This window comes from Rhodococcus opacus (genome assembly GCF_012396235.1).
GTDB lineage: Bacteria > Actinomycetota > Actinomycetes > Mycobacteriales > Mycobacteriaceae > Rhodococcus_F > Rhodococcus_F opacus.
This window is the reverse complement of the sequence record NZ_JAAXPA010000005.1, coordinates 305448-318257: the sequence shown is the minus strand read 5'-3', so window position 1 is coordinate 318257 and position 12810 is coordinate 305448. Positions and strand designations below refer to the sequence as shown.

The following is a 12810-nucleotide window of genomic DNA, read 5'->3' as shown; positions in this document are numbered from 1 at the left end:
TTCTGGCGAAAGTCGCACTAGACCACGAACGGTCCGGCGACCACGCCGGTGCCGGTTCGATCAGGGCACCTTCGGCGGGTTGTCAGGGAAGAGGAGTGCACCGATCTCCTTGCCGATCGGCACAGTGTTATTGGCGTTGGCATTGGCCGTCGGTCCGAGCGTGGCGTAGACGACGATCGTGGTCTTCGACTCCGTTTCGTAGAGGGCGATGCCGTTGTAGCCCCCGAATGCCGGGTTCATGAGCAGCCAACTGCCCAGGTGAACGGTTCCGAATGCGAAGTACTTGTCCGCAGTCAGCGGGCCCAGCCCGGCGGTCTTGTCCGCCATCATCTCCGTGAACGCCGTGTCGGACAGGAGTTCGCCGGTGCCGAGCGCACGAACCCACCGCGCGACTTCGGCCACCGTCGAGTTCATGTTGCCGCTGTTGAGGAACGCCGTGGGATTCCAGAACGTGGAGTCCTCGAAGACGCCACGTTCGTTGGTATAGCCGTGCAGGATCGGTTCACTCATCTGGGGTGTCAGCACCACGCTGCTCGCGTCCATCCCCAGCGGCGTGAAGATCCGCTCCTTCAGGAGGTCGCCCAACGGCTTTCCCGCCGCCTTCTCGAGTACCACACCGAGCAGGCACAGGTCGCTGTGCGCGTAGGCAAAGCTGGTTCCCGGTTCGAACAGCGGCGGGCGGGCGTTCGCCAAGTCGAAGATCTCCTGAGACGTAAAGCCTTTGATCGGATTTGCGTAGAAGATCTTCAGGAAATCGGGGTTGGTCACGTAGTCCGAAATGCCGGTGGTGCTGTTGGCGAGCATCCGCGGGGTGATCTTGTCGGCTCGCGGAAAGTCGGGCACCCACTTGGCGATCGGCTCGTCCAGGCTCAGCGTTCCGGCCTCGCCCAGCTGCAGCAGAATTGTCGACAGCATCGGTTCCATCGGCTGGCCGACTCGCAATTGCATGTCACGCGTCGCGGGAACGCCGAGCGGAGACTCCCCCACCGCCCCGGCGGCGATCTCCTCGTCGCCGCGCCACACGCCGAATACGGCGCCGCTGAGATCGAGCTCCGTCAGCTTGTCGCGAACGATAGCGACGATCTTGTCGGCGTTGGGATCATCGGTGTGCGCGACGTCGGGACCGTTTTCCGCTGATTGCTGTTCGCCGCTGCGACCGTCCGATCCGCACGAAACGGTGGCGAGGGCAAGAACGATGCTGAGCGCGGTGGCCGTTCGACGCAGCCGGCTACGAGTCGACAAGCTCATGGGGTCGATCCCTTCGTACGCAGAGGTCGAGTGGGAGTCGCTGCTCACTGGGATTCTAGGCGCAGACCGTCGTTGCCCAGGGAGGTTCCGGCCGTTATCCGATCGGCTGGTCGAGCGGCAACAACCAGCACTTTTCATCCCAGAACGGCCAGGTGATGCCATGTGGCACCACATTTGAGCCACTTAACCCTTGTGGTGATGCCATTGTTGTGCCACGATGGCACCATGGATTTGACACCGTATGTGAGCAACCTCGGACGTGAATTCGCCACCCTCGCCGAAGCCGGCGGTGACGAATCCCGTGCGTTGGTCGAGCGCCTGACCGGGTCGCTCGAGTCTGCGATCCGGATGACGTTGCTGGACGCACTGTCCGCCGCCACGGACGAGATCACCCAAGATCTGGCCCCGGGATCGGTGGAGCTGCGCCTGCGCGGACGCGACCCGAACTTCGTCGTGACCGCACGGCCCGCCGAGCCGATCGAGGAAGCGGCCGAGGACGATGCGGCACCGGCCGACGGCGGCACACCGATCGCCGAGGACGGCCCGACCGCGCGGATCAACGTGCGCCTCCCCGAACAGCTCAAGGCCGCGGTCGAGGAGGCCGCAGCCAACGAGGGCCGCTCGGTCAACGCCTGGCTGGTCCGCGCGGCCTCGACCGCGCTGCAGCAACCGGACCGCGTCCAGCACGCCCAGCAGCGCGGCAAACAGACCAAGCAGAGCCTCACCGGCTGGGTGCGCTAGCCACACCGCCCACCACCACACCACGTCCCCGACCTGCGGGGATGTTTCACCAACTCATCCCGAGGGGACAGCTATGCCCAATTTCGATACACCCGAACCGATTTCCGTCACGCTCGAACTCGGCGTCGGCAATGTGCGGATCACCGCGAGCGACCGCACCGACACCACCGTCGACGTGCGCCCGAGCGACGAATCCGATGAGTCGGACGTGCAGGCCGCCCAGCGGGTCCGCGTCGACTACGCGAACGGCGTGCTCCAGGTCATGGGACCGAAAGCGCGCGTACTCGACTTCTCCCGCAAGTCCAGGTCGGTGGAGGTGTCCATCGACCTGCCCAGCGGTTCGCAGGTTTCCGGCGAGGTGCAGGTAGGAGACCTCAGCGGCACGGGCCGGCTCGGGCAGTGCCGGTTCAAGACCTCCACCGGGAACGTCCGGCTCGAGCAGACCGGTCCGTTGCGTGTGGACACCGCGGCCGGTCACGTCACCGCGGACGGCGTCGCGGGCAACGCCGAGATCCGCACCGGCTCCGGGAAGGTCCGCATCGGCGAGATCGAAGGCTCCGCAATCGTCAAGAACTCCAACGGTGACACCGCGATCGCCGCGGTCACCGGCGACGTCCATGTGCGCTCGGCGAACGGCGACATCTCCGTCGACCGGGCCGGCGCGAGTGTCGAGTCGAAGACGTCCAACGGCAGCATTCGCCTCGGCGAAGTGGCCCGCGGTTCGGTCGAGCTCGGGACCGCGATGGGCGACCTGGAGATCGGCATCGCCGAGGGCACCGCCGCCTGGCTCGAGGTGAACACCAAGTTCGGGCAGGTACGCAACCTGCTGGACAACACCACCCGGCCCGAGGCGTCCGACGAGACCGTCGAGGTCCGCGCGCACACCTCTTTCGGCGGCATCACGATCCGTCGTTCCTGATCCACTTCTGGACCTCGAGAAAGGGAAACCATGACCACCAGGCAATCTCAGCCGGCCATCGCGGTGACCGGGTTGCGCAAGTCGTTCGGCGACCACGTCGTGCTCGACGGCATCGATCTGACCGTCCCGCAGGGAACGGTCTTCTCCCTGCTCGGCGCGAACGGCGCCGGGAAGACCACCACGGTCAACATCCTGTCCACCTTGATCAGCGCCGACGCCGGTGACGCCCGCGTCGCCGGCCACGACCTCACCCGCGAATCCGACGCGGTGCGCGCCGCAATCGGTGTCACCGGCCAGTTCTCCGCGGTGGACAACCTGCTCACCGGCAGGGAGAACCTGCTGCTGATGGCGGATCTGCACCACCTCGCCCGCAGCGACGGCCGGCGGCGCGTCGCCCAGCTGCTCGAACAGTTCGACCTGGTCGATGCGGCCTCGAAGCCGGTCTCGACATACTCCGGAGGCATGCGGCGGCGGCTCGACCTCGCGATGACCCTGGTCGGCAGCCCGCGCGTGATCTTCCTCGACGAGCCGACCACCGGCCTGGACCCACGCAGCCGCCGGGCCATGTGGCAGATCGTCCGGGACCTGGTGGCAACCGGCGTCACCATCTTCCTGACCACCCAGTACCTGGAGGAGGCCGACGAACTGTCCGACCGGATCGCGGTCCTCGACCACGGCCGCCTGGTCGCCGAGGGAACCGCGGACGAGCTCAAGCGCCGCATCCCCGGGAGCCACGTCCGCCTGCAGTTCGCCGACCCGCGCGGCCTCGAAGCGGCCGAGCGGGTCCTCGACCAGGTCGCGCGCGACCCCGACGCGCTCGCCCTCCGTGTGCCCAGCGACGGCAGCCTCCGCTCGCTCAAGACTCTGATCGACCGGCTCGACGACGAGGCCATCGAGGTCGACGAGCTGTCCGTGCACACCCCCGATCTCGACGACGTCTTCCTCGCCCTCACCGGCAACCCCCACAACGAGAAGGTGACCTCATGAGCGCCCCCGCCCCCACTCTCGCCGGGCCGGCCCCGGCGGACCTCCGGTTCCACCCGCTGCGCGACTCGGCAACGATGCTGCGCCGCAACCTCAATCACATGCTGCGGTACCCGTCGATGACCGTGACTCTCGTCGGAATGCCGGTCGTCTTCCTGCTGCTGTTCGTCTACGTGTTCGGCGGCACGTTGGGCGCAGGGCTCGGCGGGGTGTCCGGCGGGCGCGCCGAGTACGTCAACTACGTCGTGCCCGCGATCATCCTGATGACCGTGACGGCCGCGGTGCAAGGGACAGCGATCTCGGTCGCGATGGACATGACCGAGGGCATCATCGCCCGGTTCCGCACCATGCACATCGCCCGCGTCTCGGTGCTGACCGGACACGTGCTGGGCAGCGTGATCCAGGCGATGCTCAGCGTCGCGATCGTGATCGGCGTGGCGCTGCTGGTCGGCTTCCGGCCCACCGCGGGGGTGGGCGCGTGGCTGGCCACCGCCGGGTTCCTGGTGGTGGTGACGTTCGCGCTCGTCTGGCTCTCCGTCGCGCTCGGCCAGGTGAGCAAGACCGTCGAGGCCGCGAGCAATGTGGGTATGCCGCTGGTCCTGCTGCCCTTCCTCGGCAGCGGGTTCGTCCCCACCGACTCCATGCCTGCCGGGCTGCGCTGGTTCGCCGAGTACCAGCCGTTCACCCCGATCATCGAAACCCTGCGCGGCCTGCTCATGGGTACCCCGATCGGGAACAACGCATGGATCGCGCTCGGCTGGTGCGCCCTCATCACCCTCGGCGGATACCTCTGGTCGAAAAAGCTCTTCAACCGCGAGTACTCGCGGTAGCGGCACGGCCCCGAGCCAAACCGGTCTGCAGCACCGCCGTCGACAGACCAACCGTCACGAAAGGAAATCCGATGAGTAGAACGGTCGCCATCCCGTACGGCCTCCCGATGGAGCGCGATGCGGGACCCTTCGACCCGCCCCAGCAGATCACCCGGCTGCGCGAGTCTCGCCCGGTCAGTCCCATGATCTTCCCCGACGGTCACGAGGGCTGGCTCGTCACCGGCTACGACGCGGTCCGCCGGCTCATGGCCGACACCCGGTTCAGCTCCCGCCAGGACATCGGTATTCTCCACGTGCCGTACGAGACTCCCGGCATGCCCGTCGCCACCGAGCCGTCGCCGCAGGTGCCGGGCCTGTTCATCGCCATGGACCCGCCGGACCACACCCGGCTGCGGCGCACACTCACCGGCGCCTTCACCGTCAAACGCATGAAGCAGCTCGAAGACCACATCATCGACGTGGCCGAGCGGCAGCTGGACGAGATGGCGCGCCTGACCCCGCCGGTCGACCTGGTCAAAGAGTTCGCGCTGCCGGTGCCCTCGCTGGTGATCTGCGAACTGCTCGGTGTCCCCTACGCGGACCGGGACACCTTCCAGGTCAACTCCGCCAAGTTCCTGATCAAGGACCAGCCGCTCGACGAGAAGATGGGCGCGTACATCGCACTGACCACGTACCTTTCCGAACTGGTCACGCGCAAACGCGCCGCCCCCGGCGACGACATCCTGTCCGATCTGGCCCGCGACGACGACCTCACCATCGAGGAGCTGACCGGTGCCGCCTTCCTGTTGCTGCTCGCCGGCCACGAGACCACCGCCAACATGCTGGCGCTGGGCACCTTCGCGCTCCTGGAGAACCCCGAGCAGCTGGCGGAACTACGCGCCGACCCGGACCTGCTCCCCGACGCCGTCGAGGAACTCCTGCGCTACCTGTCCGTTGCCGACATCTTCTATCGCTACGCCACCGAGGACATCGAACTCGGCGGTGAAACGATCCGGAAGGGATCGACGGTAGTCGTCTCGTTGCTGGCCGCCAACCGCGACCCCCAGCGCTTCGACAACCCCGACACCCTCGACATCCGCCGCAAGGCCCGCGGTCACCTGTCCCTCGGCCACGGCGTCCATCTGTGCCTGGGCCAGCAGCTGGCCCGCGTCGAGATGCGCGCCGGCTTCGAGGGATTGCTGCGCCGCTTTCCGACCCTGGAGCTCGCCGTCCCCGCCGGCGACGTGAAACTCAGGACCGACATGAACATCTACGGCGTCCACGAACTGCCGGTCACCTGGACGGAAACGGCCCGGTAGAACCGTCGGCCGAGCGCGTCAGCCGATCCAACCAGTCACCGAACAGGGCGGCGAGCAGTTCTGGCCGCTCGTGCATCAGCGCATGGCCGACGTCGTCGACGACTGCCAGGGTGGCGTGCGGGTAGCGCTCGAGCAATTCGGCCGCGTCCGCGTACCCGACGATCGAATCACGACGGCCGGCCACGATCAACGTCGGCCCGGAGAACGCGCTCGACCCGACGTCGACCGTCCACCCGGCGAAGATACGTCCGAGCGCATCCTCGTCGACGAGCGTCGTACCCGGCACCACCTGGTCGCGGTAGCGGCGCGCAGTGGACGGCGTGCGCACGACGAAGTACTCGTCGAACCCCGCCCACTGTGCACGTTCGAGTTCGTCGTAGGCATCGGCGTCCTGGCGAACCACGGCGTGGTCGGGCACGTGTCGTGACTGCTCGGTGACCGGGCACATCAACGCCAGGCCGAGCACCGTGTCCGGTCGCTGTGCGGCCACCCCACGTGCCAGATAGGCGCCGTAGGAATGTCCGACCAGCAACACCGGGCCCACGCCCAGGCTGTGGATGAAGTCGCCGAGCAGCGTCACCACATCGTCGTTGCTGGTCAGCCCGTCGGTTGTCGAGAGGCCCATCCCCGGCAGGTCCGGATAGATCCGCCGGTAGCCCGTGCCGGGAACGATGGCCTCGATCGCTGCCTCGATCTCACGATGATCCACACCGGCGCCGTGCAGAGCCACGAGCGGCACGCCGCCGCCGTGCTCGACGTAATGGACCAGGGCTTCGTCGATCCGGCGCTCCATGTCAACACCTTAACGATCCACGCCGACCACACGAGCCGCGCTCAACCAATTGCCCGGTCCCCCGTCGACAACTGAAATATGCTGCGTGAGGTGGACATTGTCGATGCTCATCATCATTTCATCAACCTGCCCGACCTCGAGTACCCGTGGATCGACAGTCGCCCACCCGCGCTCACCGCCTTGCTCCCGAACTACTACGACGCTGCGCACCGGTACCTGCCGCACGACTATCGGGCACAGGTCGAGGGGGCGCCCGTCACGGCCTCCGTCGCGTGCGAATTCGGTGCAGCAGACAGTGTCGCGGAGGCCGTCTGGATTCAGCACTGCGCCGACCGTGTCGGTGTTCCGAACGCCTTCATCGCGGCCGTTCAGCTCGATTCAGACGATCGCGCAAGCGTTCTCGCGCGATATCGGGATCTCCCCGTGGTCCGGGCGGTGCGCCAGCCGCTGTACTGGGCGGCCGACCCGATCAAGCGCCTGGGTGCGCGCGGCGACTACCTGTCGGACCCGGCCTGGTTGCGTGGATTCGAGCAGGTCGCCGATGCGGGGCTGGTGTGGGATCTGCTCGTATACGACGAGCAGCTACCCGCCACTCACGAGCTCATCGCCGCGTTTCCCGAGACCACCTTCGTGCTGGAGGCGGTCGGGTGGCCGGTCGACCTCACTGCCGAGGGCTTCTCCCGTTGGGAAGAACGCCTCACTGCGGTGAGTCGGTTTCCGAATGTCGTCCTCAAGTTGCAGGGAATCGCCCTCATTTTCGGAACATCCCTGGAGGGGATCGGTCAGTGGATCCGGACGGCGCTCAGCATCTTCGGCGCCGGGCGATGTATGTTCGCCTCTCATTACCCGATCGACCATCTGCTGTGGGATACCGAAACCATGGTGTCCACCGTCCAGGCAGCCCTCGGCGACTTGTCGTCGACAGAACAAGCGCACTTCTTCGGCGAAACCGCACGACGGGTGTATCGCCTGCCCGCCGGTGACGCCTAATATGAGGGAGATCGGAGTACCTGCAGTTTCGACGCCGCCAATCCAGTTTCGGGTTCCGGTCCACACTGTGAGGAGTCCACGTGACGCGAGAGGGAAGTATCCGGGTCGGCGACCGGACCATCACGTATCTCGAAGCCGGTGACCCGGGCGGGCCACTCGTGCTGCACAACCACGGGGGACCCTCGAGCCGACTGGAGGCCGAACTGTTCGACCCGTATGCGAAGGCCAACGGACTGAGATTCGTGTGCGCGGACCGGCCCGGCATGGGCGGGTCAGACCTTCAGCCGGGCCGCACCTTCGAAGGCTGGACCGATGACCTCCTGCTGCTGGCCGACTCCTTCGGCGAACAGCGATTCGCGGTAACCGGCTGGTCCGAGGGTGGACCGTGGGCCCTGGCGGCCGCCGCGTATCTGGACCCCGCACGCCTGGTCGATGTCGCGTGCATCGCCGGTGGCAATTACGGAACGTTCGGATCGAACTGGGCCGCGAAGTATCTCAGTAGCGTCGACGCGCTGGGCGGCCGCCTGGCGCTTCACTTCCATCCCGGCTTCACACTCATGTACGACGTGCTCGGTATCAGTGCCACACATTTCGCGGATCGCTACGCGAAGGCGATCACACAGTCGGCGTGCACCGCGGATCGGGAGGTGCTGGCTGACGAGAAGGTCCTCGACGCGTTTCTGAGGGCAGGACGCGAATGCTTTCGACATGGCGCGGACGGACTCGTCGCCGACGCCACGATGCTCTACAAGGCCTGGCCGTTCGACATGACGAAAGTGACGCGCCCCGTACACTTCTGGCAGGGAAGCGCCGACACCCTGGTGCCTGAGATCATCAACAAGACAGTAGCGGACAAGACCCCGGGCGCCGTCTGGCACCCGATCAGTGGTGGTGGTCATTTCATTGCCGTCAGTCACGCGGACGACATGCTCGCGTTGGTAGCGAATCATCTTGCGCCAGCCGAACACTGACGCTCTTCGTCAGGCCGGGACGTCTCGGGCGTCGAACCGAGTCTGGTAGAACAGCACCGTCACGGCGATCACCGCTTCGAGTGCGGCCGTCGCGAGCGCCGCCACCATCGGCGTCGACATCGAATGACCCATCGGAGCCGGCGCCGCCGCATGCATCGCGTGCCCGTGGTGGCCGCCGCCACCGGAACCGGGACTCATCACGGTGACGTGCAACGCGATCATGCCGACGTTCATCAGCGCGACGAGACCCCAATCCCGGTGCGAACCACGCATCCACAGGTGCCGTGCGCAGTACAGGCATCCGAAGATCATCGCAACGGTCACCACGGCGACCAGCGGCGACGACGTCGCATGCTCACCGAGCGACGCGGCGTGGAGCCCGGCCGCAGCGACCGCGAGGGCCGCGGCCGCCCGCCGCAACCAGTGGCTGGTGCGGCGGGCGATCGAAGAAAAGACGGCGGACACGACTTCTAGCCTTCGCAGCAGTGCTTCGCGGTGCTCGCCGGCACGTCGAGCGCGGGGTTGCGGTCGAAGAATCCGACCGGCTTCAGCGTGAACCCGGCATAGTCGACCGGCATGACCGGCCAATCCTCGGGCCGCGGGAAGTGCGTCAGCCCGAACGTGTGCCACAGCACCAGGTCTTGCCCCTCGATGTCCCGGTTGCCCGCCACGAACGTCGGCAGACCGGCCTGGCCCGGGTGCTGGTTGACGAAGTCGCCTGCGGGATAACGCTCGGACTCGTCGTATTGCGTGACCCACAGGTGTTTGGTCGCGAACGCGGCACGGGAGGCAATCGAACTCGACGGGTCGGCCAGGAGCACCGGCTGACCTTCGGGGTGCAGCGCGTACCCGACATCCTGCCCCAGCCGGTTCTGCTTGGTGGGATTGGTTATGTGCCAGACCCGGGCCTTGAGGTTGTCGGCGGTGCGTTGCCCCTCGGATTCGGTGGTCAGCTTGGTTTTCTGGCAGCGGAAGGCATTGCCCCACGGGTTCTCCGGGCCCATGGGGACGGGCACGGCATCCACTTCCTCGACGGTGTTCACATTGCCGTCGACGGCCATGTCGAGCCGGGCGGAGAAGAGGTGCTGGTGGAACGGGGCGCCGAGGCCGGGCGCCATCTGTGTGGAGAATCCGTCGGCACCGCGGTAGGCGGAGGTGAAGACGATTCCGGTGGCCTTTGCCTCGAGTTCGATGGTGCCGTCGAGGTAGAGGTACCAGTAGAACCCGTAGTCGTAGTTACCGATGGTGAGGAAGAACGAGATGACGAGGCGGCGCGAGCGGCGGGTCTCGGTCATGCCGTTGAACATGTCCGTGTGCTTCCACAGGACGCCGTAATCCTCCTCGTGGAGACAGATCGCGTTCTTCATGACGCGCGGGTCACCGGACTCGTCAGCGATCGTGACGTCGAAGTACTGGATCTCACCGAGACAGTCGCAGCCGAGTTCGAGCGAGTTGGTGTACCGGCCGAACAGGTACTCGCCCTGGTCGAAGTAGTTCTGCCAGTATCGAACCGGGGACGGATCGGCGTAGGGAACCACCATCTCGGCGATCGAGGCACGATAGATCACGGGACGTTCCACTCCCCCGTCGTCGAACGAGAGCTGGTGCAGCGTCAGGCCCTCGCGCACATCGAAACCGAAGCGGAACTTCCAGTCGGCCCAGGTGATCTCGTTGCCGTCGACGGAGAAGCTGGCACCTTCGGGTTGAGTGATCTCGATGGGTTTGAGGTCGGTGCGGGTGGGTGTGGCGTGCGGTTCGGCGTTCCATTCGCCGCGCTCGGCTGGGACGGGAAGCTCGATCTCGTCGACCACCTTCACGACGCGACGCTCGGTGAGGTCGACGTAGGCCACGACCCCGTCGATCGGGTGCGCCCACGGCAGGTCCGCCTTGTCCTCCTGGTGGAAGGCGAGGACGCGGACGATGCGGTGCCCGACCTCGTCCTCGTGGCCGAACACGCCGGCCGACAGGGGAACCGCCCGGACCTTCGACGGTTCGATGCCGCGCTTGGCCATCGCCGCGAGCCAGTCGGAGCTGCCGAGCAGGAACGCTTCGATGTCCTCGAACTCCTCGTCGAGGATCGGCACGTGGCCGTCGGTGGCGGAATCGACGGTGGCCCTGCTGATCACGCGGTTCTCCGTCACCGACACGACGAGGTCGGTGCCGATGCCGGTGGAGCGATCGAGCAGCAGGATCCGGGCGCGCCGCTCGATCGGGTCGCCCGGCGTGAACGCGAGGACCGTGGACTTGTGCGGCTCGGCGAGTGCGACGAAGACGAAGCGCACGTGCTCGCCGATCAGTCCCTCGTCGGTGAGGAGTGCTTTCGCCGACCGGATCTCGTCCGCCGACAACGGAGTGAGCGGATGGTCCGGGGCGGCGGAACCGATGGCGGCCGGGGTCTCGGTGGTGGCGGTACTCATCGTGCGATCTCCTTGTCGATGATGGTGTCGTTCGTGTCGTGCTGCGGTAGAGCGGTGTCGTGGCGTGCGGCGTGGGGTCGGAGCACGGCGACGGCCGCTCCACCGGCGAACGTTCCTATGAGCAGAACCCCGATGACGGCGGCGAGAGTGCTGGACCCGCCGACGAGAAGGGGAAGGTTGGCGACGGTCATGATCAGAAGCCCGGCCAGGCCGACGAGCCCGAGCAGTGGTGCGATCACGGTGTTCCACACCCGCCGGTCCACCCGGGTCCGGCCGAAGTAGACGAGGACGGCGACGGAGGTCAGGGTCATCAGTGCGACGATGCCGACCGAGGACACACCGGCGAACCACGCGAACACCTCGGTCACCGGATCGAGTCCGGCAACAGCGGACGCGACGATCAGGACGAGAGCGGACGCCGTCTGCACAACCGACGCGATGTACGGCGACGCGTGCTTGACGTGCGAGCGACCGCATCCCGCCGGCAGGGCCGCGCTGTTCCCGAGGGAGAAGATGTACCGGGAGAGCACGTTGTGGAAGGACAGCAGGGCGGCGAACAGGCTCGTGATCAGGAAGATCTGGACGAGGTCGCCGGCGATCGCACCCACGTAGCGGGTGGCGGTCTCGGTGATCATCCCTTCCGGATTCTCGGTCGCGACGGCCACGGCACCCTCGTCGCCCCACGCGCTGACCATCGCCCAGCTCGACAGTGCGTAGAAGCCGCCGATCACCAGCAACGCCAGGTAGGTGGCCCGGGGAATGGTGCGGCCCGGGTCGCGGGCCTCGTCCCGGAAGACGGCGGTGGCCTCGAAGCCGATGTACCCGGCGATGGCGAAGATCAGTGCGATGCCGGGTGCTCCGGAGAAGAACTCGGCGGGGTGGAACGCCGCCGTCGAGAATCCCTCGTCGCCGCCGCCCCGGACGATGACGGCGGCGTCGACGACGAGGACGATCCCGACCTCGCAGACGAGCAGTACGCCGAGCACCTTGCCGGACAGGTCGATGTGCCGGTATCCGAGGATCGCGACCACGGCCGTCACGGCCAGGGCCCACACGTACCAGGGAAGTTCGGGGCCGCCGTGAGCGGTGACGAAATCGTTGACGGCGGCTCCGATGTATCCGTACACCGCGCCCTGGACTGCCGTGTAGGACAGCAACGCGAGGAATGCGGAGCCGAGACCGGCATGCCGGCCCAGGCCCTGCGTGATATAGGTGTAGAACGCGCCGGCGCCGGGGAGGTGCTTGGCCATCGCCGTGAATCCGACGGCGAAGAACAGCAGTACCACCGTGCAGACGATGTAGGACGCGGGGTAGGCGGCGCCGTTGCCCGCTGCGATGCCCAGAGGGACGGTTCCGGCGATCACGGTCAACGGGGCCGCCGCTGCGACGACCATGAACACGATGGCACCCGGACCGAGGGTGCCTGCCAGTCTGCGAGGGGTGCCGTCGCTGACCGCACTCGAGTGCGTGGGGGCGTTGGTTGTCATGGTTTCCTTCGACTTTCACGAGGAGAGGGTCTGCGTGGATGCTCCGCGGTGAGCTCTGGGACGAGCATGCGACTGCGGGTTGTCGGCGCAGTTGCCGAAGCGTCACAGTCCGTCGACAGCAAATGAGAACGC

The 12810-nt window shown here is 66.7% G+C and carries 12 protein-coding genes; 7 read left to right on the top strand and 5 right to left on the bottom strand.

Translation table 11 applies throughout. The features are described 5' to 3' along the window. Nucleotides 1–60 precede the first annotated feature (60 nt). Nucleotides 61–1248, bottom strand: coding sequence for a serine hydrolase domain-containing protein (locus HGB39_RS09115; protein WP_043789842.1), 1188 nt, complete (start codon nt 1246–1248; stop codon nt 61–63). A 225-nt stretch (nt 1249–1473) separates the two neighbouring features. On the opposite strand from HGB39_RS09115, the gene HGB39_RS09110 reads away from it, so the two are divergent. The 5 genes from HGB39_RS09110 (at nt 1474) to HGB39_RS09090 (ending at nt 6020) form a co-directional block, all read left to right on the top strand. Further along, nucleotides 1474–1989, top strand: coding sequence for an Arc family DNA-binding protein (locus tag HGB39_RS09110; protein ID WP_064080216.1), 516 nt, complete (start codon nt 1474–1476; stop codon nt 1987–1989). Between the two features lie 73 nt (nt 1990–2062). Continuing rightward, a complete protein-coding gene (locus HGB39_RS09105; protein WP_064080217.1) occupies nt 2063–2908 on the top strand; it encodes a DUF4097 family beta strand repeat-containing protein in 846 nt (281 codons plus the stop codon). A gap of 30 nt (nt 2909–2938) precedes the next feature. After that, nucleotides 2939–3895, top strand: a complete 957-nt coding sequence (locus HGB39_RS09100; RefSeq protein WP_064080218.1) for an efflux ABC transporter ATPase subunit, DrrA-related — start codon at nt 2939–2941, stop codon at nt 3893–3895. Continuing rightward, complete coding sequence (locus HGB39_RS09095; protein ID WP_005566633.1) at nt 3892–4722, top strand: ABC transporter permease; 831 nt, start codon at nt 3892–3894, stop codon at nt 4720–4722. The genes HGB39_RS09100 and HGB39_RS09095 overlap by 4 nt, the downstream gene beginning before the upstream one ends. A 71-nt stretch (nt 4723–4793) precedes the next feature. Then, entirely contained in the window at nt 4794–6020 is a 1227-nt protein-coding gene (locus HGB39_RS09090) for a cytochrome P450 (protein ID WP_064080219.1), read from the top strand. On the opposite strand, the gene HGB39_RS09085 is transcribed toward HGB39_RS09090, so the two are convergent. After that, nucleotides 5995–6813: an alpha/beta fold hydrolase gene (locus HGB39_RS09085; RefSeq protein ID WP_005566630.1), complete on the bottom strand. Its 819-nt coding sequence runs from the start codon at nt 6811–6813 to the stop codon at nt 5995–5997. The genes HGB39_RS09090 and HGB39_RS09085 overlap by 26 nt on opposite strands. Before the next feature lie 78 nt (nt 6814–6891). Between HGB39_RS09085 and HGB39_RS09080 the strand changes: the two genes are divergently transcribed. Both HGB39_RS09080 and HGB39_RS09075 read left to right on the top strand, forming a co-directional pair. Then, the gene (locus HGB39_RS09080) at nt 6892–7803 is read left to right on the top strand and encodes an amidohydrolase family protein (RefSeq protein WP_064080220.1); all 912 of its coding nucleotides are present in this window, start codon (nt 6892–6894) and stop codon (nt 7801–7803) included. Nucleotides 7804–7883: 80 nt separating this feature from the next. Next, entirely contained in the window at nt 7884–8774 is an 891-nt protein-coding gene (locus tag HGB39_RS09075; protein WP_064080221.1) for an alpha/beta fold hydrolase, read from the top strand. A gap of 9 nt (nt 8775–8783) precedes the next feature. Here HGB39_RS09075 and HGB39_RS09070 read toward each other — a convergent pair whose 3' ends face one another. Genes HGB39_RS09070 through HGB39_RS09060 form a run of 3 tightly spaced genes read right to left on the bottom strand, consistent with a single transcriptional unit; the run spans nt 8784 to nt 12678 of the window. Then, complete coding sequence (locus tag HGB39_RS09070) at nt 8784–9239, bottom strand: hypothetical protein (RefSeq protein ID WP_120660367.1); 456 nt, start codon at nt 9237–9239, stop codon at nt 8784–8786. 5 nt (nt 9240–9244) lie between these two features. Further along, nucleotides 9245–11191, bottom strand: a complete 1947-nt coding sequence (locus HGB39_RS09065) for a primary-amine oxidase (RefSeq protein WP_005260964.1) — start codon at nt 11189–11191, stop codon at nt 9245–9247. Next, the gene (locus tag HGB39_RS09060; protein ID WP_005260965.1) at nt 11188–12678 is read right to left on the bottom strand and encodes an APC family permease; all 1491 of its coding nucleotides are present in this window, start codon (nt 12676–12678) and stop codon (nt 11188–11190) included. Before HGB39_RS09060 ends, HGB39_RS09065 begins: the two co-directional genes overlap by 4 nt. Between the last annotated feature and the right edge of the window lie 132 nt (nt 12679–12810).